This window comes from Flavobacterium sp. N2820 (genome assembly GCF_025947285.1).
In the GTDB taxonomy this organism is placed as follows: Bacteria; Bacteroidota; Bacteroidia; order Flavobacteriales; family Flavobacteriaceae; genus Flavobacterium.
In genome coordinates, this window is record NZ_CP110008.1 from 3,004,547 (window position 1) to 3,030,566 (window position 26,020).

Annotated in this window: 21 protein-coding genes; 10 read left to right on the forward strand and 11 right to left on the reverse strand. The window is 33.2% G+C overall.

What is annotated here, in order from left to right:
* Positions 1–63 precede the first annotated feature (63 nt).
* From OLM52_RS14040 to OLM52_RS14050, 3 genes are all read left to right on the forward strand, one after another.
* Positions 64–6,789: a T9SS type A sorting domain-containing protein gene (locus OLM52_RS14040; RefSeq protein ID WP_264549103.1), complete on the forward strand. Its 6,726-nt coding sequence runs from the start codon at positions 64–66 to the stop codon at positions 6,787–6,789.
* 69 nt (positions 6,790–6,858) lie between these two features.
* Positions 6,859–7,350 (forward strand): GNAT family N-acetyltransferase, encoded by a 492-nt coding sequence (locus tag OLM52_RS14045; protein ID WP_264549104.1) that lies wholly within the window; start codon positions 6,859–6,861, stop codon positions 7,348–7,350.
* Positions 7,351–7,510: 160 nt separating this feature from the next.
* Positions 7,511–8,101, forward strand: a complete 591-nt coding sequence (locus tag OLM52_RS14050; RefSeq protein ID WP_264549105.1) for a hypothetical protein — start codon at positions 7,511–7,513, stop codon at positions 8,099–8,101.
* Positions 8,102–8,258: 157 nt separating this feature from the next.
* Here the strand turns inward: OLM52_RS14050 and rluF are convergent, their stop codons facing one another.
* The 3 genes from rluF to OLM52_RS14065 all read right to left on the reverse strand — a co-directional run bounded on the left by rluF (position 8,259) and on the right by OLM52_RS14065 (position 11,307).
* Positions 8,259–9,047, reverse strand: coding sequence for a 23S rRNA pseudouridine(2604) synthase RluF (gene rluF, locus OLM52_RS14055; protein WP_264549106.1), 789 nt, complete (start codon positions 9,045–9,047; stop codon positions 8,259–8,261).
* Positions 9,048–9,409: 362 nt separating this feature from the next.
* Positions 9,410–10,189, reverse strand: coding sequence for a zinc ribbon domain-containing protein (locus tag OLM52_RS14060; RefSeq protein ID WP_264549107.1), 780 nt, complete (start codon positions 10,187–10,189; stop codon positions 9,410–9,412).
* Between the two features lie 2 nt (positions 10,190–10,191).
* On the reverse strand, positions 10,192–11,307 hold the full coding sequence (locus OLM52_RS14065) for a Nif3-like dinuclear metal center hexameric protein (protein WP_264550558.1): 1,116 nt from the start codon (positions 11,305–11,307) through the stop codon (positions 10,192–10,194).
* A 110-nt stretch (positions 11,308–11,417) separates the two neighbouring features.
* Here OLM52_RS14065 and lpxK point away from each other — a divergent pair, with 110 nt between their 5' ends.
* Positions 11,418–12,431 (forward strand): tetraacyldisaccharide 4'-kinase, encoded by a 1,014-nt coding sequence (lpxK, locus tag OLM52_RS14070; RefSeq protein ID WP_264549108.1) that lies wholly within the window; start codon positions 11,418–11,420, stop codon positions 12,429–12,431.
* A complete protein-coding gene (locus OLM52_RS14075) occupies positions 12,403–13,215 on the forward strand; it encodes a purine-nucleoside phosphorylase (protein ID WP_264549109.1) in 813 nt (270 codons plus the stop codon). Before lpxK ends, OLM52_RS14075 begins: the two co-directional genes overlap by 29 nt.
* Here the strand turns inward: OLM52_RS14075 and OLM52_RS14080 are convergent.
* The 8 genes from OLM52_RS14080 to recF all read right to left on the reverse strand — a co-directional run bounded on the left by OLM52_RS14080 (position 13,190) and on the right by recF (position 21,591).
* Complete coding sequence (locus tag OLM52_RS14080) at positions 13,190–15,397, reverse strand: ATP-binding protein (RefSeq protein ID WP_264549110.1); 2,208 nt, start codon at positions 15,395–15,397, stop codon at positions 13,190–13,192. The genes OLM52_RS14075 and OLM52_RS14080 overlap by 26 nt on opposite strands.
* Positions 15,398–15,457: 60 nt before the next feature.
* Positions 15,458–16,456 carry a type I glyceraldehyde-3-phosphate dehydrogenase gene (gene gap / locus OLM52_RS14085; RefSeq protein ID WP_264549111.1) on the reverse strand — a complete coding sequence of 333 codons (999 nt, stop codon included), beginning with the start codon at positions 16,454–16,456 and terminating at the stop codon, positions 15,458–15,460.
* Between the two features lie 104 nt (positions 16,457–16,560).
* The gene (gene lipA / locus OLM52_RS14090) at positions 16,561–17,436 is read right to left on the reverse strand and encodes a lipoyl synthase (protein ID WP_264549112.1); all 876 of its coding nucleotides are present in this window, start codon (positions 17,434–17,436) and stop codon (positions 16,561–16,563) included.
* Positions 17,437–17,543: 107 nt separating this feature from the next.
* Positions 17,544–18,107, reverse strand: coding sequence for an RNA polymerase sigma factor (locus OLM52_RS14095; protein WP_073580296.1), 564 nt, complete (start codon positions 18,105–18,107; stop codon positions 17,544–17,546).
* Positions 18,098–19,207, reverse strand: coding sequence for a glycosyltransferase (locus OLM52_RS14100; protein ID WP_264549113.1), 1,110 nt, complete (start codon positions 19,205–19,207; stop codon positions 18,098–18,100). Before OLM52_RS14100 ends, OLM52_RS14095 begins: the two co-directional genes overlap by 10 nt.
* A gap of 12 nt (positions 19,208–19,219) precedes the next feature.
* Positions 19,220–19,423, reverse strand: coding sequence for a membrane or secreted protein (locus tag OLM52_RS14105; protein WP_133610600.1), 204 nt, complete (start codon positions 19,421–19,423; stop codon positions 19,220–19,222).
* A 43-nt stretch (positions 19,424–19,466) separates the two neighbouring features.
* Entirely contained in the window at positions 19,467–20,510 is a 1,044-nt protein-coding gene (gene murB / locus OLM52_RS14110) for a UDP-N-acetylmuramate dehydrogenase (protein ID WP_264550559.1), read from the reverse strand.
* 1 nt (position 20,511) lies between these two features.
* Positions 20,512–21,591: a DNA replication/repair protein RecF gene (recF, locus tag OLM52_RS14115; RefSeq protein WP_264549114.1), complete on the reverse strand. Its 1,080-nt coding sequence runs from the start codon at positions 21,589–21,591 to the stop codon at positions 20,512–20,514.
* A gap of 135 nt (positions 21,592–21,726) precedes the next feature.
* Here recF and OLM52_RS14120 point away from each other — a divergent pair, with 135 nt between their 5' ends.
* The 5 genes from OLM52_RS14120 (at position 21,727) to OLM52_RS14140 (ending at position 26,002) form a co-directional block, all read left to right on the forward strand.
* The gene (locus OLM52_RS14120; protein WP_264549115.1) at positions 21,727–22,506 is read left to right on the forward strand and encodes a tetratricopeptide repeat protein; all 780 of its coding nucleotides are present in this window, start codon (positions 21,727–21,729) and stop codon (positions 22,504–22,506) included.
* Positions 22,507–22,508: 2 nt separating this feature from the next.
* Positions 22,509–22,994, forward strand: coding sequence for a 6,7-dimethyl-8-ribityllumazine synthase (gene ribH / locus OLM52_RS14125; protein ID WP_262318217.1), 486 nt, complete (start codon positions 22,509–22,511; stop codon positions 22,992–22,994).
* Between the two features lie 118 nt (positions 22,995–23,112).
* Positions 23,113–23,403 carry a hypothetical protein gene (locus OLM52_RS14130; protein WP_264549116.1) on the forward strand — a complete coding sequence of 97 codons (291 nt, stop codon included), beginning with the start codon at positions 23,113–23,115 and terminating at the stop codon, positions 23,401–23,403.
* Positions 23,403–25,256 carry a DNA mismatch repair endonuclease MutL gene (gene mutL, locus OLM52_RS14135; RefSeq protein WP_264549117.1) on the forward strand — a complete coding sequence of 618 codons (1,854 nt, stop codon included), beginning with the start codon at positions 23,403–23,405 and terminating at the stop codon, positions 25,254–25,256. Before OLM52_RS14130 ends, mutL begins: the two co-directional genes overlap by 1 nt.
* Entirely contained in the window at positions 25,256–26,002 is a 747-nt protein-coding gene (locus OLM52_RS14140; protein WP_264550560.1) for a rhomboid family intramembrane serine protease, read from the forward strand. The genes mutL and OLM52_RS14140 overlap by 1 nt, the downstream gene beginning before the upstream one ends.
* Positions 26,003–26,020: the final 18 nt, after the last annotated feature.

Below are 26,020 nucleotides of genomic sequence, written 5' to 3' on the forward strand. Positions count from 1 at the left end.
TGTTATTGTTTTAAAAATATAAATATATTTGTTGATTACATCTAATATACTAATTTATTTATTATGATAAACAATTACGATTCTGTTGTTACTTGTAATTCGTCAGGAACAACAATTTCTCAAGAGCAAAAAGATGCATCTTGCAAAGCTCCAAAACGAAACAAGTTTTCGTTTGTAATGGGGTTTCTTGCATTGTTTTCTTTTATTTTTGCTCAAGGACAACCTTCTTCTGCTAACTATACCTTAACTTCAGGTACAAGTACACTCAATAGCATGACAGGTTCAACATCTTTATTCACAGGCGTGCAAGATGATTGGGGTAGTACAGTTTTACCTATTGGTTTTAGCTTTATCTATATGGGTAATTATTATTCTCATTTTAGTGTAAATAGTAATGGTCAATTAAGATTGCATACAAATTCTGGTGCTACTGCAATTAGTGGAACAAATATTTCTGCTTATGCTTCATCTACTGTGACCATTGCTCCTATGGCAGGCGACAATGAAACAGGTAATGGAATGTCTTACCTTCTTTCTGGTTCAGCTCCTAATAGAAAATTAATCATTGAATGGAATAATTTTTATGCCAATTGGACAGATCCTCAGACATCAGGTAATATGCAATTGGTTTTGAATGAAGGTACTGGAGTAATTGATTTTTTATATGGAAGTATATTAAACTCATCAACTTCAAGTGTTTCAAAATCTATTTTTCATAGTTCAAGTAATACTGCAAATTCTTCAGCTTTTATTACTGTTGGTGTAACACCAACACAAAATACTTCAGCAACTTCACCTACTACGAACTCATTTGCTGCGAGTGTTCAAATTGCTAATTTAGCAAATACATTTTATACATTTACCCCTCCAGCTCCTGCTTCAGGACCTACAGGGTTAACTTTTTCAGCAACTACAGCATCGACAACAACGTTAGATTGGACAGCAGCATCTGTAACAACAGGAATAGCAAGATATGTTGTTTTTAACTCTACAAATGGAGGAGTAACTTATAATTTTGTTGCTAATGTAGCATTGGGTACAAACACATATAATGCAACTGGTTTAACTCCAGGTACAACTTATGATTGGAAAGTAGTGGCGGTTAGTGAAGGTGTTGAAAGTGCTGCAACAACTGGAATGCAAACAACTTCAGCAGCAACAACTTATTATTGGGTAGGAACATCAAGCGCTGGAACTCCTGGTGCCTTTGCAACTTTATCGAATTGGAATACTGCTGCAGATGGTTCAGGTACTACTCCAACTACTTTAGCAACTACAGATGTTTATATTGTTGATGGAGATGGTTCTACTACGACAGGTGGTAATGTTTTTATAAGTTTAGCAGCGGCAACAACAGTTGGTCAATTAAAAATTATAAGTAATACAACTTTATCTTTAGAATCTGCAACTACAACAACTAGAACTGTAACAATTTCTGGTGGACCTGGTGAAGATTTCGTCGTAGAAAACGGAAGTACACTAAATTTATTAAATGCTACAAAAGCTTCAGCCATTGCTTTTTCAGGTTCTGGAAATGTTGGAACTATTGCAGGTGTTTACAATGCAAGTGCATCAACTTCAAATACAATAAATACAACTGGAGGAACAGGAACAGCAGTAACTGTTACATCTACAGGTGTAGTAAACAATTCTATTGTTGGAAGTTCAGGATGTTTATTAGGTTCTGCAGCTACATTATCTTTCGCAAATGGAAGTAGTTATACACATTCTAGCTTTACAACTTCTAACGCATATGTGCCATTAGCTACATGGGGTGCGTCATCAAATGTTTTTATTACTGGTGGGACAACTTCCACTGGTTTATCAAATAATGCTCAAACTTTTGGTAATTTTACTTATAATAGTGCTACAAGTACCGCTACTATGAGCGCTTTTACTTCAACTACAACAGCTGTTATTCAAGGAAATCTTACAATTTTAGCAACGGGTGTTATCGGTGGAACAGGTATTTTTAGAGCAACAACTTCTGGAACATTAACCGTTAACGGGGATGTTTTTATAACACAAGGTAAATTCCAAGCCTCAAGTACTTCAGGAACAGTAATTGCTAATGGAAATACAACAATTGCTGCTAACGGTATTTTAGAATTATCAACTACGGGTATTGGAGGTTTTTCTCAAAGAGGGAATTTATTTACTAATGACGGTGTATTAACAGGAACTTCTGGTACATTAAGTTTTGTAAACTTTACTGGTAGTGCAGCACAAACATTAGCTGGTTCAGGTACAGTATTAACTAATATTGCCTCTTTGAATATGCAAAATACGGCTGGTTTAACAATTACGCACACCAATCCTATTATTGTAGCAAGAGTAAACTTATTTCAAGGGACAATAACAAATAGTAATAAAATTACTTTTGGAACTGGTGCAGCAGTAAATTGTACTACACAAATTGGTTCTGCAGGATTAACTACTCCAGGTGGTAGCTTTGACGCAGCTCCAACATTCAATTTAGGTACAGGAACTTACACACTTATTTATCAACAAGAAAGTGTATCGAGAACGACAGGTTTTGAAATACCAGGTACAAGAACGGTAAACAATGTAACAGTAAATAATACAAATGGTATTACGTTATCTGGAGGTGATTTAACTACTGTTTCTTCATTAGCTTTAACTAATGGAATTGTTACTACAGGTTCTAATACATTAATATTAGGGGATGCAACAACGGTTGGAACTTTAACAGGTAGTAGTGAAACTGCATATGTGGATGGCGCTTTAACAAGATCTATCGCAAATGCTAATACAAATTCAACTTATGTATCATTTCCAATTGGAAAGTCTGGTGTATATACACCAATAGCTTTAGCTCCAACTACTACTTCAATAGCTTTATTTAAAGCAGAATCATTTGGAAGTAATTCAGGTACTGAAGATCCATCTATTGTTGGATTAAGTGCAACAAGAAGATTTGAGGCATTACCCGTTTCTGGTACATTTACAGATATTAATGTTAGACTATCTGATGTAGGTATAGTATCTACAAACATACCAGTTCAGGCACCTACAGCTAGTGGGTTATATTCAACTGCTTTCGGAAGTACTGCTACATTTGTTGCAGGTCCTCCAATTACAATTACATCAGATTTTCCTGTAACTAGTGCTAACTATACAGGGTATTTATCATATGCTAACTCAAACGCATGTAGTGGAATTCCTAACCCAGGAAATACAATTGCTTCTACAAATGCAATTTGTTTGGGAACAACAGTTAATTTAAGTTTACAAAATATTCCAGCCGGTACGGGTATAACATACCAATGGAAATCGTCTACCGATGGAACAAATTATGCGGTAATCACTGGAGCAACAAGTGCTACATTAAGTGTGACACCAACAGAAGCAACATTTTATGTTTGTGATGTAACTTGTTCAGCAGGTCCATCTACAGGAACTTCAACTGCGGTTCAAATTACATTCTCTAATAGTGTTATAGCGACTACACCTGGAACACGTTGTGGAACAGGAACAGTTGACTTAAGTGCTGTTCCAAGTGCAGGAGCAACAGTAAAATGGTATGCTGCAGCCACAGGTGGAACTGCTTTAGCATCTGGAGCATCATTTACAACTCCTTCTATTTCAACAACTACAACATATTATGCAGGAGCTGAAACTTCAACTTCAGGAAGTGTAATTATCGGGTCGGCTAATACATTGACTGGAGCTACAACTCAACCTTCGGCTTTTGTTAATAGATGGCCTTCTTACAGAATACAAACATTGTATACAGCAGACGAATTAAATGCTGCTGGCTTGGGTTCAGGAGATATTACTTCAATGTCTTATTTTACAACTACATTAGGAGATGCGGCAACAAATTCTAATTTTGTTGTTAAGATTGGTACTACTTCTCAAACTACTATGACCACGGCATGGCTTCCTACATCTAGTTATACAACTGTTTACGGTCCAGTGACTCATACTCACACAGCATCCGGAGAGCAGCCTATAAACTTTACCACCCCTTTTAATTGGGATGGAGTCTCTAATATAGTTGTTGAAGTAATGTATAATGGAGCAGATATTACCAATAATGCTATTACCTATTATACAACTACAACGAACAATATGGTTGTGCATTCTAATACTAGTGGTTCTGCAGCTGCATCAGGTACTATTACAACTGCTCGTTTGAATTTAAAACTTAGTGGACAAGTAGCTTGTCAATCTGCTAGAACTGCAGTGCAGGCTTCGGTTACTGCTCCTCCAGTATTAACATTAAGCGCAACAACAACTACCATCTGTGAATCAGATAGTACGTCTGCGGTTACGGTTACTTCAACAGTTGGAGATTATAATACGTATAATTGGTCACCATCAATAGGAGTTACAGGAGATGAAAATACAGGATGGATATTTAATCCTTCTGTTTCAACAAATTATACACTAACAGCTACTCAAACAAGTGGAAGTTTGTGTTCAACAACTACTACTTTTTCAGTAATAGTAAATCCTAGACCTACTGCTATGACAATAACGCCTTCACCAGCTAATGTTTGTGTAGATGCAATTCAAACACTAGTTGTAAATGGTGGAACTGTAGGAGGGCTTACTGATAGCCAAGTTGGAACTGCAACAACTTTAACAGCTGCAACAAGTCAACCAACAGCTTTTTGTAATCGATTTAAACACTATTGGGTGCAAATGGTATATACTGCAGCTGAATTAACTGCGGCTGGTGTTCAACCGGGAAATATTACTGCTTTACGTTTTACAACTGGTGCACAAGGGTCAGCAAATAATGTTACTGATTTTAAAGTGAGATTAGGAAATACAACTAATAATGTATTAACTGGCTTTACTTCATCTGGTTTAACGCAAGTATTTAGTGTAGCTACATATCCTACCGTGGTGGGTGTTAATACAATTATTTTTGATACTCCTTATGTTTGGGATGGTGTTTCTAATATTATTGTCGATATGAGACAAACAGGTGTAGATTCAATTAACAATTCTACTACTCAATATACTGCTACAACTGGCAATACAGTTGTTTCCGCAATTACATCAACTACAAATGCAGGTGGTTCAGATGGATTTGCTGGAACTTTACCTTCTGCAACAACAAGTGTTAATCGCTTAAACACAACTTTTGTTTGGGATTCATCTATTCCTACAACAATTGAATGGTCTCCAATAGCAAATTTATATACAGATGCGGCTGCAACTGTAGCATACGTGGCTGGGAATAATGCTTCGACTGTTTATGTAAAATCTCCAACTGTCGCTACTACAACTTATACAGTTACTGCTTCGGTTCCATCTACTGGATGTGAAACTACAGCAACAGTAGATGTTATTGTAAACCCAAATACATCAAATAGTACTATAGCAACAGCATGTGATACTTATACTTGGGCAGTAAATGGAACTACATATACGTCAAGTGGAATATATACAAATGTAGTTGGATGTCACACAGAAACATTAGATTTAACAATCACGCCGAGTTCATCATTACCAACAGAAGTTGTTTCTGTATGTGATACTTATACTTGGGCAGTAAATGGAACTACTTATACAACATCTGGAGTTTATACTTCGGTTACAAACTGTGTAACAAGTACATTGGATTTAACAATTACACCAAGTTCAACATTACCAACAGAAGTTGTTTCTGTATGTGATACTTATACTTGGGCAGCAAATGGAACTACTTACACTGCATCAGGAGTTTATACTTCGGTTACAAACTGTGTAACAAGTACATTGGATTTAACAATCACACCAAGTTCAACATTACCAACAGAAGTTGTTTCTGTATGTGATACTTTTACTTGGGCAGTAAATGGAACTACTTACACTGCATCAGGAGTTTATACTTCGGTTACAAACTGTGTAACAAGTACATTGGATTTAACAATTACACCAAGTTCAACATTACCAACAGAAGTTGTTTCTGTATGTGATACTTATACTTGGGCAGCAAATGGAACTACTTACACTGCATCAGGAGTTTATACTTCGGTTACAAACTGTGTAACAAGTACATTAGATTTAACAATCACACCAAGTTCAACATTACCAACAGAAGTTGTTTCTGTATGTGATACTTATACTTGGGCAGCAAATGGAACTACTTACACTGCATCAGGAGTTTATACTTCGGTTACAAACTGTGTAACAAGTACATTAGATTTAACAATCACACCAAGTTCAACATTACCAACAGAAGTTGTTTCTGTATGTGATACTTATACTTGGGCAGTAAATGGAACTACTTACACTGCATCAGGAGTTTATACTTCGGTTACAAACTGTGTAACAAGCACATTAGATTTAACAATAAACGTTTCGCCAAGTGATGCTACTACTCAAACAGGTGATACATTGACAGCTACAGAAACAGGAGCAACATACCAATGGGTAACTTGTGATGGTGGAGGAGTCTTTACTCCAATTGGAGGTGCAATGTCTCAATCTTATTTAGTAACTGCTATTGGAAGTTATGCTGTTGAAGTTACTAAGAATGGATGTACTGTAACAAGTGCATGTGTTGACGTTACTTCTTTAAGTGGCAACTCGTTTGATTTAACTAATTTAACGTACTATCCTAACCCTGTTGTTAATACATTTACAATTAAGTACAATAAAGAAATTGAATCGATCAATGTTTTCGACTTAAGCGGAAGATTGATTAGACAATTAAATCCTAAGCAATTAGAAGCTCAGATTGATATGTCTGAATTTGCAGCTGCTATGTATATTGTAAAAGTTACTGCAGATGGAAAACAAACAGAAATTAAAATAATGAAAAAATAAATTTTTGTTTTTTATAAAAAAAAGGGTTAATCTGAAAAGATTAGCCCTTTTTGTTTTTATTTTAGCAAAATGAATATTGTACCACTACAAAAAGAACAACTAAGTATTGTAGCTGAATTAGCTTACGAAATTTGGCCTACTGCTTATGGAGAAATCCTTTCGCCGGAGCAGTTGCAGTATATGTTAGCGCAGTTTTATAGCCTTGAAGCACTTGAAACACAATTCCAAAATGGGCAACATTTTTTACTCCTAAAAGATGCTGAAAGAGCCGTTGGTTTTTTGTCCTACGAATTAAATTGTTACCATTCTCAAAAACTTAAAATTCACAAAATTTATGTGTTGCCTACCGAACAAGGTAAAGGTTTGGGCAAATTATTAATAGACAAAGCCATTGAAATTGCCATTGCACAAAACCAAAAAGCCATTTTTTTAAACGTAAACAAATACAACAAAGCCCGTTTTTTCTACGAAAAGTTAGGTTTTACTATTGTAAAAGACGAAGTAATCGAAATAGGGAATGGTTATGTAATGGATGATTATGTGATGGAATCAGCTGTTTAAATATTTATAAGATTACGTATTAAAGTGTTTTAATTTGAAAAGATTTTGTAAATTTCGCCTAGTCTAATCCAGTTAAGAGAGCATGGATTATAAGTGATTAAAAGTCAGTAATAACTAACATATATTAGCAATGTCTAATATTTTTTCAAAAAAAATAATGATGAAAAAAATATTTTTTATTTTCCTTTGTTTTAATTTAATTTCTTATCATGGTTTTTCACAATCAAAGACTGAAAATAAAATTTATAATAAAGATTTTAATTGGACAATCATAATTCCTGAAGGTTTTGAAACTGTCGAAGAAAAGGAATGGATTGCTATGCAAAATAAAGGGGCTAATGCAATTGAAGATACTTTTGGCGAAGAAATAATCAATCATTCAAAAACTATATTTGTTTTTAAAAGCGGAACTGTAAACTATTTTGAGTCCTCTTTTCAGCCGTTTGATGTAGCAGTTGATGGGGATTACATAGAGACGTGTAAAGCTGTAAATGATATTCTGTATGAGACATTTATGGCCCAAATGCCTGGGATAACAATAGAAAGAAGTAATACAATAGAAAAAATTGATAATTTAGATTTTCAAGTATATAAAATGAAAGTTATTTTTCCAAATAAAATGGAAATGTACTGTATGATGTTTAATAGATTATTTGGAAAAAAAGAGTTAGCTGTTAATATTATGTATATCGATCAGTCAAAAGGCGAAAAAATGTTAGCCTCATGGAGAGCTTCAAAATTCACTAAATAAAAACGTATTTATTCCGATACTCATATTTCCTTTTTTAAACTAATCTTAATTTGGTTTAAAAAAAATTCAAGCCAAAATATTCATAAAGCTCGTTCCCACATAGCAAAAAAAGCATGAGAAAATTTCCCATGCTTTTTCAAATTATATGATTTATTTCCTACCTATTCCTTTCCCCATAATTTCTCTTACCCGTAAATTTCCCTTTATTGCTTGGTAAACTTGCTTCTTCAGTTTTGCTAGAAGGTTCAATCAATTTGTTTAATTCGGCAACTTCGGCATCAGTTAAGTTGCGATATTTGCCTTCGGCAACATCTAAGGAAATGTTGATAATTCGGGTACGTTTCAAAGCCGTTACTTCATAATCCAAATATTCACACATTCTACGAATTTGTCTATTCAAACCTTGCGTTAAAATAATTCGGAACACAAATTTGCTAATTTGTTCTACTTTACATTTCTTGGTGATCGTTTCCAAAATCGGAATTCCGTTTGCCATTCGTTCAATAAATCGATCGGTAATTGGATGGTTTACGGTTACGATATATTCTTTTTCGTGGTTGTTTCTCGCACGAAGAATTTTGTTTACAATATCGCCATCATTGGTCATAAAAATCAAACCTTCACTGGCTTTATCTAAACGTCCAATCGGAAAAATACGCTCAGGATAGTTGATGAAATCAATAATATTGTCTCTTACGTCTAAGTTGGTCGTACATTCAATCCCTGCAGGCTTGTTGAAGGCTAAATAAATTGGTTTTTCATTGCGTTCCTGAATCAATTTTCCGTTCACTCGCACTTCGTCACTTGGCGTCACTTTTGTGCCCATTTCCGGAACTTTTCCGTTAATAGTAACTCTTCCTTGTTCAATCAAACGATCGGCTTCTCTGCGTGAACAAAAACCAGTTTCTGATAAAAATTTATTAATTCGGGTTGCATTTTCTTCCATGTAGCAAAGATAGAATTTTTTAGTGATTTTTTTGTTACACAAAGTTTCTCAAAGTTTACACAGAGTAACACAAAGTTTCTTTATAAGTTTTTAAAAAGTTAAGCGCTCTGTGTATCTCTTTCCAACACAATCAAAGTCAAAAAATATCAGTGAATCTCGGTGTAAATATTTTAACCGCAAAGAGCGCAAAGTTTTTTCGCAAGGTTCGCTAAGTATTTTACCTTAAAAGTTTATAATAGTAAATATCTCTGTGTATCTCTTTCAACACAATTAAAATTAAAAAAAACTCTGCTAACTCTGTGCTATAAAACAAAAAAAAGCCCTTTTAAAAAAAGGACTTTCATTTATTGTTATGGAATCAATTAGATCGTTGCAAATAATTTTTCCATTTTTTCTTTTTCTTCGTCGGCTAATAAACCGTCTACTAAAATTCTTCCACTGTGCTCATCTGTAATAATTTTTTTACGTGCAGCAATTTCCATTTGTGTTTGTGGTGGAATAGTAAAGAAAGAACCAGCAGATGCGCCACGCTCAATAGAAACTACCGCTAAACCGTTTCTAACACTTGTTCTAATTCTGTCGTAAGCAGCAATTAAACGCTCTTCGATTTGACCTCTTAATTCTGCTGATTTTGCAGTTAAAAAGTTTTCTTCTTTTTCCGTTTCAGCCATAATGTCGCTTAATTCAGCTTTCTTATGTTTCAAATGCGTTTGTTTACCGTCTAATCTTTCTTTAGTTTGAGCAATAACTTCTTTTCTGTGCTCAATAGAAGCTTTCATTTCTTTAATGTGTTTTTCAGCCAATTGAATTTCCAATTCCTGAAATTCCACTTCTTTAGTTAAAGAGTTAAATTCTCTATTGTTACGAACATTTTTTTGTTGCTCTAAGTATTTTTTAATCGATTCTTTGTGTCCGTCGATTGCGTTTTTCTTTTCTTTGATTTGGTCATCAATTGTTTCTAAATCACTTTTTAATTTGTCTAAACGAGTAGAAAGTCCTGCTACTTCATCTTCTAAATCATCTACTTCAAGAGGTAATTCACCTCTCACATTTCTGATTTCGTCAATTTTAGAATCAACTAATTGTAAAGCATAAAGGGCTCTTAACTTATCTTCTACGTTTATCTCTTTGATGGTTGCCATATTTAAAAGTACTTAACTGGATTTGTATTTTCTTCTGATAAAATAATTCCGCATTGCAGCGAATTGGGTGCAAAATTAGTGATTTTTTCTTTAAGAAAATCAACTATATAATTTTTTGTATACCTTTCGCTTTCAAAATGACCAATATCTGCCAAAAGTAACTGATTTTCAGCTTCGTAGAATTGATGATATTTTAGGTCTGCTGTAAGATAAGCATCTGCTCCTGAGGTTATTGCGTTTTTAATAGCAAAACTTCCGCTTCCGCCTAAAACGGCTACTTTTTTTATTGATTTTCCTGTAAAAGCAGAATGTCTGATGCCTTCACATTGTAGTTTTTCTTTTACTAATTGTAAAAATTCGGTTTCTGATAGCGGATTTTCAAATTCACCAACTCTTCCTAAACCAATATTTTGATGTTTGTTTTCTAATTGATAGATTTCGTACGCCACTTCTTCATACACATGATTTTTGAATAAAGCCTTCAAAATTTTACCTTGCAAATGGTTTTCAAAAGTAACTTCGATTTTAATTTCTGGTGTTTCTACAAATTCAAATCGCTCACCAAATTCAGGATTTGAATGTTCATTTCCCATGTAAGTTCCAATTCCTTGTGAATTAAAACTGCAATCTTCATAATTGCCAATTTTTCCTGCACCAGCGTCAAACAAGGCATTTCGCAATTTTTCAACATTTTCAGGAATAGTATATGTAACTAATTTTTGAATATAATTTTCTTTCGGAATCAAAACTTTGGAATGTTTCAAACCTAAAACATCACAGAAAATTTTGTTTACACCATTTTGATGATTGTCCAATGCGGTATGAACAGCATAAATAGCAATATCGTTTTTAATCGCTTTCAAAATCGCACGTTCCACATAATTTTTTCCAGTAATTTTCTTTATTCCAGAAAACAAAATAGGGTGGAAGCAAACCACCAAATTACATTTTTTAGCAATCGCTTCATCAATCACCGATTCCAAAGCATCATGGCAAACTAAAATGCCTGAAATTTCCTGATTTGGATTTCCAACTAAAAGCCCAACATTGTCAAAATCTTCGGCATAACCTAAGGGTGCCATTTCTTCAAGAACAGAAAGTATATTGGAAAGTTGCATGTTGTTTGATTTTGGTAAATTATTACACAAATTAACAAAATACTCGTTAGAAATGAAATGATAAATCACATAAACTTTATTATAAAGATAAAATAGTATACTTTCGTAGTATGATTTTGTTACGAAAAATACTTTTCCCATTAGCCTTTTTGTATTGGCTCATTACGTTTATCCGAAATTGGCTTTACGACAAAGGCATTTTGAAAAGCCATTCGTTTGGTATTCCTATCATTGCAGTAGGGAATTTAAGCGTTGGTGGAACAGGAAAAACCCCGCAAATCGAGTATTTAATCCGCTTACTTTCTGAAAATTATAAAGTTGCAGTTTTGAGTCGTGGATACAAGCGTTCAACTGAAGGCTTTATTTTGGCCGATGAAAAAGCTACAGCGACATCAATTGGTGACGAGCCTTTTCAATTTTATTCTAAATTTCCAAACATTCAAGTCGCTGTTGATGCCAATCGTAAAAACGGAATTGAAAAATTAGTACAACTTCAAGATAAACCAGATGTTATTTTATTGGATGACGCTTTTCAGCACAGAAAAGTAAAAGCAGGCTTTTATATTTTACTCACGGCTTACGACGATTTGTTTTGCGACGATTATATCTTGCCTTTCGGGAATTTACGCGAACCGTCTTCTGGTAAAAAACGTGCGGATATGATAATTGTCACCAAATGTCCAAAGGATTTGTCAGAACTTGCACAGCAGAAAATTGCAAAAAAGTTGAATGTGAAGCAATCGGTTTATTTTACAACTATTGAATATGATGATTATGTTTTTGGAAATGACACTCAATTATTGGTTTCAGAAATTCAATCAGAAAGTAAACTTTTAGTTGCTGGAATTGCAAAACCAAAGCTATTTTTCGATTTTCTAAAAAATGAAATGGATGAAACATTGGTTTTTCCAGATCATCACCATTTTTCAAAGCAAGATTGTGAGCAAATTTTGGCAAAAGCTAACGGAAGAAAAATTAGTACAACAGAAAAAGATTTTGTTCGTTTAAATGGATTATTGCCTAAGACGCAATTGTTCTATTTGCCAATAAAATCGGTTTTTATAAATGCAACTATTGATAAAACAATACAAGATTATGTGGGACAAGGTTCAAGAAACAGTTAGTTTCATTAAAAATAAAACCAATTTTACGCCTGAATATGGTGTGATTTTAGGTTCTGGATTGGGCGGATTTACTGCTGATATAACCATCGAACATACTTTACCTTACACAGATATTCCAAATTTTCCAATTTCAACAGTTCAAGGGCATAAAGGCGCTTTGGTTTTTGGAACAATTGAAGGAAAAAAAGTGGTGGCAATGCAAGGTCGTTTTCATTTTTACGAAGGTTACGATATGAAACAAGTAACGTTTCCGGTGCGTGTAATGAAATATTTAGGAGTAGAAAAGCTAATTGTATCCAATGCTTCTGGAGGTGTTAATCCTTCGTATAAAGTAGGTGATGTAGTTGTGATTACAGATCACATCAATATGATGCCTGAACATCCTTTACGCGGTCATAATGATGAGCGTTTTGGGCCAAGATTTGTGAATATGAGCGAACCGTATTCTAAAGCAATGAATTCAAAAGCATTTGAAGTAGCAAATGAACTGAATATCGATTTAAAAAAAGGTATTTATTTGGGTTTACAAGGACCAACCTTTGAAACGCTTGCCGAATATAAAATGGTAAAAGTCTTAGGTGCTGATTGCGTTGGAATGTCAACTGTTCCGGAAGTCATTGTTGCACGTCACATGAATATGGAATGCTTTGGTGTTTCTGTGATTACTGATATGGGCGATGAAGAAAATATTGAAGAAGTAAATCACGAAGAAGTTTTGGAAGCTGCTAAAAAAGCAGAACCACATGTGAGAAATTTAATTAAGAATTTGATTGCTCAGTATTAGTTAAATAAGCGGTTACAACATTATAAAAATGCTCTGGTTCAAATGGTTTGGTAATTACTTCATTCATTCCGTAGGACAAGAGCATTTCTTTATTTTCATTTAAAGAAATGGCTGTTAAGGCAATAATAGGGGTTGTTGTGTCAAACTTTCTAATTTCAGTAGTGGCTTCAGTACCGTTGATGCCAGGTAAATGAACATCCATTAAAATTAGGTCATAATGATTGGTTTTCGCATTTTCAATCGCATCTTCTCCATTGTCTATGATAACACATGAAATACCTTTCTTTTCTAGCATTTTTTGGGTTATCATTTGGTTAATTTTGTTGTCTTCAACCAACAGAATGTTTTTCTGATTTAAGTATTCAATTTTATGGTTTACTTCCGGTTTAACTTCATCTTTGGTAGCTTTTTCAAATTCTAATTCAAAAGAAAAAGTGCTTCCTTTTCCACTTTCACTTTTTAAATGAATACTGCTTCCCATTAATTCAAGAATTTTCTTAACAATAGAAAGTCCTAAACCAGTTCCTCCATATGTGCGATTAATTTCAACCGAGCCTTGGCTAAAACTATCAAAAATGGTTTCTTGTTTGTCGATAGGAATTCCGATTCCGTTATCTTTTACTTCAAAGTATAATTTTATTTCATTATTGGATTCATTGATTTTTTTAACAGTACACCAAACATCTCCATTCTTGCTGAATTTAATAGCGTTGTTCAATAAATTTATGATAATTTGAGACAATTTTGTAGGATCTCCTTTTAAGTTAGTTGTGATAGATTTGTCAATGTGTAAGTGACAATTAATCTTATTTTCATTAATAAATTCTTTAAATGAAATAGTAATATTCTCGATGAGTTCTTTTAAGTCAAAGCTAATTTTTTCTACGGTTACTTTATCAGATTCTAAACGATTAATTTCTAAAATGTCGTTGATAAAGTTTAATAAATAATTTCCTGAAAACTCTAGTGATTTCAAGTAATTTAACTGATTTGCTTTTGGTTTTTCTTGAAGTAAAAGATAGGTAATCCCATTAATTGCATTTAATGGTGTTCGTAATTCGTGACTTACCGTTGATAAGAAATCGGCTCTTGCTTTAGAGGCTAATTCTGCTCGTTCTTTTTCGGCAATTAATTCTTTATTTTTTTCTTTTAATAGTTTGTTAGTGCTAATTCTAATCTTATTATTTTTATATAAAGATAAACTCAAAAGGGATAAAATCGAAATTAATGCAATACTTAAAATACTGATTAACTTTGAAAAACGCAATGTTTTTTGTTGGCTTTTCTTTTCTTTGTCTAATTGTTCAATTGTTTTTAATTGCTCGTCAAACTGAATTTTATCAATCATATTTTCAGAATCAAAGCTTAAAAAGTTTTTTGTAATAGAGTCTGTTAATGCGGCATATTCTTTTAAATATAAATGAGATTTTTTTGTGTTATTTGTTTTTTCATATGCATTACTTAACTGTTTTAAAATTTTTTTTGAACACTCAAAATCACTTTTATTGGTTTTATTAGTAGTGTTAGCCATTTCATAATAACGAATAGCATTTGTGTAATTTTTTTGTGCCATTTCAATTTCTCCCAATTGAAAATAGGCTTCACATTTAGTGCTTAAAAAAGTATCGTCTTCTAAATTTTTAATAACGGATAATAAAATTGCAGACGCTTCTGAATAGTCTTTTTTTTCTTTTTTGATAATTCCTTTCTGTAAATTAATCAACTCTATTGCTTCATAAAAATTTAATTTTTCATATAATAAAGCTGCTTTTTCAAAGTAAATTTCTGCAACTTTAATATTATCTTTTCTTAAATAGCATTTGCCTAATCCATAATATGAAAGTGCTAAGTTTGTTTTTGGCTCTTCTCTATCAAATGTATTTACCGCTCTAATAAAATAATCAATAGCTAAATTATTTTTTTCTAAATCATAATAAATATTTCCCAATTGCAAGTAAGCATCGGCTAATTTATTGTTTAGATTTTTAGATTTTGCGTATTCAATTGCTTTTTCGGTGAATTCAATGGCTCTTTTATAGGATTTTTTGTCTTCTTTGTTGAAGAGTCCAATTTCTAGGTAATAATCGGTACTATCACTTATTTTTGCAACATCTTTATATACAGATTGTGAGTAACTTGAAAAAGTTACAAATAGTAAAAATATTACAAATTGTTTGATCAATTTAAGTCAAGATTACTTTTTAACCCTGCAATTTAAGTTTTTTACAGATAAAAAAAAACTTTATTTTTTAGAAACGAAACTAATTAAGTCAATTAATCGAGAGGAATAACCAATTTCGTTGTCATACCAACCCACAATTTTAACCATTTTGTCAATCACGGAAGTAAGTTGTGCATCAAATAAGCAAGAATTTTGATTTCCAATAACATCTACCGAAACAATTGGGTCTTCGGTGTAATCTAAAATTCCTTTTAAATTTGTTCCAGCTGCTTTTTTAAAGGCTTGATTGATTTCTTCAATAGAAACTTGTCGTTTGACATTGAAAGTAATATCAGTCAATGAACCATCTGGAACAGGAACGCGAATACCACAACCACCAATTTTTCCTTCTAATTCTGGAAAAATTTTTGTCAATGCTTTTGCTGCTCCCGTTGTTGTTGGAACAATAGATTGTGATGCGCCACGAGCTCTACGTAAATCTTTGTGCGGTTGGTCGTGTAAACTTTGATCGGTAGTAAAGGAGTGAATTGTTGTAATATACGCTTGTTCCACTTCGCACAATTCCTGAATGATTTTAATCATCGGAGCCGCATTGTTGGTGGTGCAACTTGCGTTGGAAATAATGCTTTCGCTTCCGTCTAAAATGTGTTCATTTACACCTAAAACAACTGTTTTTATTTCTTCAACTTCAGATGGTGCCGAAAGAATTACTTTTTTCGCTCCCGCTAAAATATGTTGGTTAATATCTTCAAATGTTTTGAATTTTCCAGTCGATTCAATAACAATATCAATGTTTAACGACTTCCAATCTAAATTTTTAATATCTCTTTCGTGAAAAAATAAATACGATTTGTCGTCAATACTAATTGAATTATCAGAAAACGAAACGTTTTGCTTTAAAACTCCGTGAATGCTATCGTATTTTACCAGATGTGCCATTGTTTTGTTATCGGCAATGTCGTTGATGGCAACTACTTCAATAGTAGGATGATTTAAAAGTAATCGGAATAAATTTCGTCCAATTCTTCCAAAACCATTAATAGCAATTCGTGTTTTCATTCTTTAGTTTAAAAGTTTATGGGTTTAAAAGTTTAAAAGGAAATAAAGTTTATAAGTTTCAGAAACTCTTTTAAACGTATAACCTTCTAACCTCATAACCTTTTTTAATGAATATGTTTCTCCGCATGATAAGAAGAACGTACCAAAGCACCGCTTTCTACATGTCTAAAACCTAATTCTTTTCCTATTTGTTCGTATTTTGCGAATTGTTCTGGCGTGATGTATTCTTTAACCGGTAAATGTTTTTTACTTGGTTGTAAGTACTGACCAATCGTAACAATATCCACTTTTGCTTCAGCTAAATCGTGTAAAACTTGAATCACTTCTTCTTCCGTTTCACCTAAACCTAACATGATGCCCGATTTTGTTCTTTTGATGCCTTGCTCTTTCAAATAGCGTAACACTTCTAAACTTTTTTCATATTTAGCTTGAATACGAACCTCACGAGTCAATCGTTTTACGGTTTCCATATTGTGCGAAACTACTTCTGGAGCTACTTCGATAATTCTGTCGATATTTCTAGTGTTACCTTGAAAATCTGGAATTAAGGTTTCTAATGTTGTATTTGGATTCATTCGGCGAATGGCTTTCACGGTTTCTGCCCAAATAATTGAACCCATATCCTTTAAATCATCACGATCAACGCTAGTAATTACAGCATGTTTGATGTTCATAATTTTGATAGAACGCGCTACTTTTTCAGGTTCGTCCCAATCCACCGTTTCTGGACGACCGGTTTTTACACCACAAAAGCCGCATGAACGTGTACAGATATTTCCTAAGATCATGAAAGTTGCTGTTCCTTCGCCCCAACATTCGCCCATATTAGGACAACTCCCTGAAGTACAAATCGTATTCAGTTTGTATTTGTCTACTAAACCTCTAAGTTCGGTGTAGTTTTTACCGGTTGGTAATTTTACGCGCAACCATTTTGGTTTGGGTTCTCTTGGTGGAAAAACATTTTCAATAGCCGTGTCCATAATCAAAATTTTGATGGACAAAGATACGATATCAAATTTAGAATTTTGAAGTAAGAATTTAGAAAATGAGAAAACTTTAGGAAAGTTTTAGGAAATGTAAAAGTGAATTACTTCCCCGAAATAATCTCCGCCAACAATTTCTTAGCTCGAAGCAGTTTGATTTTGATGTTGTTGAGTGGTTCATCAATTTGTTCTGCCATTTCTTGGTAGGTCATTTCTTGAAAATAGCGCATTTGAATCACTTCCTGATAAGCAGGTTTCAATTGTTTAATGTATTGTAATAATTGGGCTAAATTTTGTTCGATAATTAGTTCGTCTTCAGCAGAATTGGAGTCATCTGCAACACTATAGGCTTGATGGTCTTCTTCGTCATTCATTTCAATAAATAAAGACGATTTCTTTTTGCGAAGCATGTCGATATGAACATTTTTTGCAATCGCAATCAACCAAGTATTAAACCCATATTCGGGATTGTAAGTCGCGATTTTATCAAATGCCTTTGCGAAAGTTTCAATGACAATATCTTCGGTGTCCGTTTCGTTTTCGGTTCGTTTTAGCATGAATCCGTACACTTCATTCCAGAAAAAATCCAATAAAAATGTGAAAGCAACTTGGTCTCCCTTTTTTGCTTTTTCAATGTTTTCTTGAATAATAACTGAATTTACTTCCAATGTACAGGTTTTGAGATGAGGTTTCTAAAAAATACGCTCAGTTGCGTAAAGATAAGTACAATTTCGATAATTGGATACCAATACATCACATCTTTTTCTTTTAGTTTTCCAGCGGCATAGCCTAATGAAATCCAAGTGAATAAATACCTAAAAACAATTATTCCAGTCACAATCATCCATTGGAATTGAAACGCTAATAAAACAATCGCTAAAACTAAAAACCAAAACTGGCTAAAGAAAAATAAACCCAACTGAAATTTATCAAATCCTTTGTAGTATTTAGCAGTAGTTGCATGTCTTCTTTTTTGGTACACCCAAGATTTAAAAGTTGTTTTTGGTTCCGAAAATGTAAAACTTTCTGGATTGTATAAAATAGCTGTGTTTTTTTGATTAGCTGCTTGATTGATAAATAAATCATCATCACCAGAGCGAATTTTCATGTGGTCAATAAAACCTCTAACATTAAAAAACTCTTCTCTTTTGTAGGCTAAATTTCTTCCAACACCCATATACGGTTTTCCGATTTTTGCCCAAGAAAAATATTGTGTGGCGGTTAAAACGGTTTCAAAGCGAATGAGTTTATTTAAGAACGAATTTTTTACTTTTTCATAAGCACCATAACCTAAAACAATGGTTTTTTCTTTCGTAAATTGGCTTGAAATATGCAACAACCAATCGTTTGAAGCAGGGTAGCAATCGGCATCTGTGAATACTAAATATTCATTTTTCGCGGCTTTGATTCCTAAAGTTAAAGCAAATTTTTTATTCCCCCAAAACGCTTCGTTATTTTGAACTTTTACTAATTTTACATTCGCATACTGCTTTTCATATGCTTCAAAAAGTTCTAAAGTTTCATCGCTCGAAGCATCGTCAATTAAAACGATTTCATAATCAGGGTAGTTTTGTGTAACTAAGGTTTGAAAATATTTTTTGATGTTTTCTTCTTCGTTTTTAGCACAAACAATGATTGAGATAGGCAATCGTTTCGGAGTTCCATCAACTTTTTTTCCAAATGAGAATTTTCCAAAAATAAAAAGGTAATAAATAAATTGAATAAACACGATAACCGCAAAAGCGATTAAGAGTATTGTTAGTATCATAAATGGATAAAATTATGCGTGCGATTCTTCGTTGCAATCTTTCATTTGTTCTGGAGTTTTTCCGCAATAGCTGCAGTTTTCGCCATCTTTATTTAAAAACGGACTTTGGCTTGCACAAGTTCCTGCAAATTTTCCGTCTTTTTTTGCCCAAATTTTTATTGCGATACCTGCAAACGCAAGTCCTAAAAGTCCAATGGTTACTAATACAAGTTTCATCTTTTTTTTGTTTTGAACTGCAAATTTACAAAAGAAATTTGACTTAAATAATATTTACTTCTGCTTCTATTGCAATTCCAAATTTTTCTAAAATGGTTTGTTGAATATTTCTCGAAAGCGCTACTATTTCAGCTCCAGTTGCAGTTCCATAATTCACTAAAACCAAAGCTTGGTTTTTATGTACACCTGCATCACCAAAACGTTTTCCTTTAAAACCGGCTTGTTCAATTAACCAACCAGCTGGAACTTTTACTTCGGTTTCAGAAACTACATAATGTGGCATTTCTGGGTGAAGTGCTTTTGCTTTTTCAAATGCTTCTTTAGTAATAATCGGGTTTTTAAAGAAACTTCCACTATTGCCTAATTCTTTTGGATCGGGTAATTTGCTTTGACGAATGGTAATTACTGCATTGCTAACATCTTTTAGAGTTGGGTTTTCGATTTCGTTTTGTTTTAATTCGGTTTCAATAGCGCCGTAAGTAGTGGAAACTTTATGGTTTTTCTTAGTCAATTTAAAACAGACTGAAGTAATGATATATTGGTTTTTCAATTCGTTTTTGAAAACACTTTCACGGTATTCAAACTTGCATTGCGCGTTAGTGAAAGTTTCAAGTTCTAACGATTTTAAGTTTAAAGCTTCGCACGAAAACATCGTATCTTTAATTTCCACGCCATATGCACCAATATTTTGAATTGGAGTTGTACCAACGTTTCCTGGAATCAATGATAAATTTTCAATTCCACCGAAATTTTGGTCAATACACCAAAGTACAAATTCGTGCCAGTTTTCACCAGCTTGCGCTTTTACAATGGCAAAATCATCGTTTTCTTCAACAATTTCTCTTCCTTTTAAATTAACGTGAACGACTAATTTTTCGATGTCCTGTGTTAAAAGCATATTGCTTCCTCCACCCAAAATAAAAATAGCGTCGTTTTCTGTCAACACTTCTTTCAATTCAGTAATCGAACTTACTGAAACAAATTGTTTGGCTTTGGCTTCAATCCCAAATGTGTTATAGTTTTTTAAAGAGAAATTGGTTTGAATATTCATCGTAGAATAATTTTTTTCAAATGTAGTATTATGAATTTTAAATCGGAAATATTTTATATGATTGATGTGTTTCTTTGATAATCAATTCCGTTCGTTCTGCATGTGTGTCGGAAATAAAAATTTGTCCAAAAACGGCATCATTTACCATGGTTACAATTTTTTGCACACGTGTTTCGTCCAATTTATCAAAAATATCATCAAAAAGCAAAATTGGTAATTCGCCACTTTGTTTTTTCATGAACTCGAATTGTGCCAATTTCAAAGCAATTAAAAATGATTTCTGTTGGCCTTGTGAACCAAATTTCTTAATCGGGAAACCATCAATTTCAAAAATCAAATCGTCTTTATGAATTCCAGCGCTGGTATATTGAATAATCCGGTCTTTTTGTAGTGATTCTTCTAAGAGTGAATGTAATTCTTTTTCGAACAACTGACTTTCATATTTTAAAGCAACTTTTTCATTTCCACCCGAAATGTTGGTGTGATGTTTTTCAAAAATAGGAATAAAATCAGCAAGAAATTGTTTTCTTTTTTCGAAAATCAATTGTCCAGAATGGCTTAATTGTTCGTTATAAATAGATAAATTATCAGCATCAAATGTATGATTCAAAGCGAAATACTTTAATAATGCATTTCGTTGCGCTAACGTTTTTTGATATTGAATCAATAAATGTAAATACGAGTTGTCTAAAGTTGCAATTACACTATCGATAAATTTTCTACGTGTTTCGCTTCCATCAATAATCAAATCAGCATCTGAAGGCGATATAATTACTAACGGAATCAAACCTAAATGTTCAGAAAGTTTATCGTATACTTTTCCGTTGCGTTTAATGGTTTTTTTTTGTCCTTTTTTTAAACTGCAAACAATTTTTTCCTCTTTATTGTTTTTTTCAAGCAAAGCATCAATTACAAAAAATTCTTCGCCGTGTTTGATGTTTTGAACCGCTAACGGATTAAAATAGCTTTTTCCATAGGCCAAATGATATATAGCATCTAAAATATTGGTTTTCCCCACGCCATTTTTCCCTACAAAACAATTAATCTTAGCGTCAAAATCAAATTCGATTTGGGCTAAATTTTTATAATTAAGAAGCGATAATTGTTTTAAAAACACAATAAATATACTTTGATTTTGGACTAAAAATAGGACTTTATGCAAAAGTAAATCGAATTTGTTAAAAATATATACTAAAATGGTTTTTAATTTTAATAAAAATTATATTTTTGCACCTCATTAAATTTAATATAAATGGCAACATATAACAAAAGAGGATACAAAGCTCCAAAACCAGAAGAAGCTAAAGTTGAAAACGAATTAGAAGAAGTAATTGATACTACAGATAGTACAACCGCTGAGGTTTTCAATACATTAGACGAAACAGCATCTAAAACGGAGGACTGGGTTGCTAAAAATCAAAAAATGATTTTAGGAATCGTTGGGGCAATTGCAATTGCTACTATTGGTTATGTTTTGTATAACAAATATGTTGTTGAAGAGAAAGAAGCGAAAGCAAACAACGAAATTTTCCAAGCACAACAATATTTTCAACAAGCAGTAGATGCTACAGCGAAACCAGATTCTTTATATAACTTAGCGTTAAAAGGTGGTGAAGGAAAATTAGGATTTGTTGGAATTGCCGATCAATATGCTGGTACAGATGCAGGAAATTTAGCAAACTACTATGCAGGTATGGCATACTTGAACTTAGGAGATTTTAAAAATGCAATTACCTATTTAGAAAACTTTAAATCGGATGATGCTATTTTAAAACCATTAGCTTTAGGAGCAATTGGTGATGCTTTTTCTGAAACAAATAAAGTTGATGATGCAATTTCGTATTACAAAAAAGCAGCTGAAGCTTCTGAAAATGATTTTACTACCCCAAGATATTTGTTAAAAGCGGCTCAGTTAAATTTAACTGCAGGTAAAAAAGCAGAAGCACATAAATTATTTGTAGAAATTAAAGAAAAATACGAAACTTCGAAAGAAGGAATGAATATTGATGCTTTCATTGCAATGACAGAATAAGAATGGCAACAGAAAATAAAAATTTATCTAATTACGATAAAAACACAATCCCAAACGCGAAAGATTTTCGGTTTGGGATTGTTGTTTCAGAATGGAATGAACAAGTTACAGAAGGGTTGTATAATGGTGCTTTTACAGCCTTAACAGATTGCGGTGCTTTACCGGAAAATATCACACGATGGAATGTTCCAGGAAGTTTTGAACTGATTTTTGGAGCACGACAAATGCACGAAAAACTGGAGTTAGATGCAGTAATTGTGATAGGATGTGTTATCAAAGGTGAAACGATGCATTTTGAATTCGTTTGCGAAGGTGTAACACAAGGGATGAAAGATTTAAACCTTTTGTATGATGTGCCAACCATTTTTTGTGTGTTAACAGATAACAATATGCAACAATCACTTGACAGAAGTGGTGGAAAGCATGGAAACAAAGGTGTTGAAGCGGCAATTGCAGCAATAAAAATGGTAGATTTGAATAATAAATAGTTCTAAATTCAAAATAGAAATAATAAAAATCCCGTTTTTTAATCGGGATTTTTTGTTAACAAAAAATTACAGATTTACACAACAAAAATCAGTAAATTTGAAAATTAAAGTGATTACCATGAGAAAGAGTTTATTCAAATTGCAAAAAAATAAGCAGTTCAACTATACACCAAGACATTATCAAGGAAAAACCGTTGATAATCCATTTGATTTTGATTCGGCAATTCGTCGTGATAGAGAAACTGTTAGTTATAACGATTTTAGAGCGCATTGGAAAGATGCAAGAGATGATAGCAGAAATAGAAAAAACAGATCGTTTAATACAAGAGTTATTATTATTGCATTAATTTTAGTGTTGATTTTTTTCTTTATCATCGATTTTGATTTTTCAATTTTTAGAAGAAAATAATGGCAGCGAGTATTATTCAACTTTTGCCCGATCATGTTGCCAATCAAATTGCTGCTGGAGAAGTGGTACAGCGACCCGCTTCTGTGGTTAAAGAATTGCTAGAAAATGCAGTCGATGCAAAAGCTTCAGATATCAAATTAATCGTTAAAGAAGCAGGAAAAACTTTAGTTCAAGTAATTGATAACGGTTTAGGCATGAATACCACCGATGCGCGTTTGTGTTTCGAACGTCATGCTACGTCTAAAATTCGCCAAGCGGAAGATTTATTTGATTTACATACCAAAGGTTTTCGCGGAGAAGCATTGGCTTCAATTGCCGCAATTGCGCATGTAGAAATGAAAACTAAACAAGACCAAGAAGAGTTAGGCAATCACATTGTAATTGAGGGAAGTAAGTTAATTACGCAGGAAGTGGCAGTTTTACCAAAAGGAACTTCGTTTGCGGTTAAAAACTTGTTTTTTAATATTCCAGCGCGAAGAAACTTCTTGAAATCGGAAACGGTGGAATTTCGACATGTGATGGATGAATTTCAGCGTGTAGCAATGGCACATCCGTCGATTTCATTTACGTTGATTCACAATGGAAGCGAATTGTATAATTTGCCAAGTTCAAATTACCGTCAGCGTATTGTGAATATTTTTGGTGGAAAAACCAATGAAAAATTAGTACCCGTTTCAGAAGAAACAGAGTTAATCAATATCTCAGGATTTGTAGGGAAGCCCGAATTTGCAAAGAAAAGTAGAGGAGAACAGTTTTTCTTTGTAAACGATAGATACATCAAAAGTGCCTATTTGCATCATGCTATTATGAATGCGTATGAAGGTTTGTTAAAGGAAGGCAATCAACCAAGTTATTTCTTGTATTTGCAAGTCCCACCTCACACGATTGATATTAATATTCATCCTACAAAAACCGAAATAAAATTTGACGACGAACATTCGTTATATGCTATTTTGCGGTCGGCTGTAAAACACAGTTTAGGACAATTTAACGTAGCACCCGTTTTAGATTTCGAACGCGATTCAAATTTAGACACGCCCTATCAATACAAGGATAAAGAAGCTGATTTTCCTACGATTCAAGTAGATTCAGGATTTAATCCGTTTGCAACTGAAAAACCGTCAAAATCTTTGGCTTCTTTTGGAAGTTATAAAAAAGAATCTTCAACGCAAAATTGGGAAAGTTTGTATGTTGGATTAAAACAAGAAGCTCAAGAAATAGAGCAATTTTCGTTTGAAAGTGCAGAAGTTACAGGAACTTTATTTTCCGAAGATACTGTAGAAAGTGCACCAACTTCAACCTATCAAATTCATAAAAAATATATTGTTAGTGCCATAAAATCAGGTATGTTGGTGATTGATCAACGACGTGCGCATGAACGCATTTTGTATGAACAATTTTTGACTAATATTACTGTTTTTAAAGCATCAAGTCAGCAATTGTTATTTCCTTTAACAGTGTATTTTTCGTCAGATGAAATGCAGTTATTGAAAGAATTACAACCTACATTAGAAAATACAGGATTTGTTTTTGACGCGTTTAATGTGGATTCCGTTCAAATTTCGGGCTTACCTATTTTAATGGCAGAAAGCGAAGTTTCAATCGTTTTAGAAGAATTAATCAGTAATTTACAAAATGAAATTCCGGAAAGTAGTTTTTCGCAAAGTGATAGCATTGCAAAATCGATGGCTAAAAGTTTGGCTGTAAAAACAGGAACTTATATGACTGTGAAAGAGCAAGAAAATTTAGTAAATTCATTGTTTGCTTGTAAAGACCCAAATGTTTCCCCTTTTCAAAAACCCACATTTATTACCTTAACGGTAGAAGATTTAGATAAAAGATTTGCTCTATGATGAATAATATGACCGATACCGTAAAACAGTTATTAATTATTAATGTTTTATTTTTTATAGGAAGTTATTTTGTGCCACAAGCCAATGAATTATTATCGCTACATTATTTTGAGAGCGATGGTTTTAAATTCTGGCAACCCATTACGCATATGTTTATGCATGGAAGTTTGATGCATATTTTCTTTAATATGTTTGCTTTGGTTTCGTTTGGAAGTGCTTTAGAGCATTTTTGGGGTGCTAAAAAGTTTTTGTTTTTTTACCTTTCTTGTGGAATTGGAGCAGCTTTAATTCATTCAGGAGTAAATTATTATTATTTTCATGATGGTTTGAATTTGTTGATTGAGAATGGTGTTCAAAAAACGGAGATTGTAAGCACACTATCTCAAGGAATGTATAACAAAGGCTGGGAAGAAATTACTTCCGTATCTTCAGTTAAAGATATGATTGAGGCATATTTAGGAAAAGCTGTTGGAGCTTCTGGAGCTATTTATGGCTTGTTAGTTGCTTTTGCCTTTATGTTTCCTAATGCAGAATTAGCTTTGATGTTTATACCGGTTCCTATTAAAGCGAAATATTTTGTCCCTGTAATTGTGTTGTTAGATTTGTTTTCAGGTGTAACAGGTTATTCGATTTTTGGCGCTGGAAATATCGCACATTTTGCGCACGTTGGTGGGGCTTTATTTGGTTTTATTATGATGTGGTATTGGAAGAAAAACCAGTTTGATAAAAACCGCTGGGATAGATAGTTTTTAGAAAATAGAATA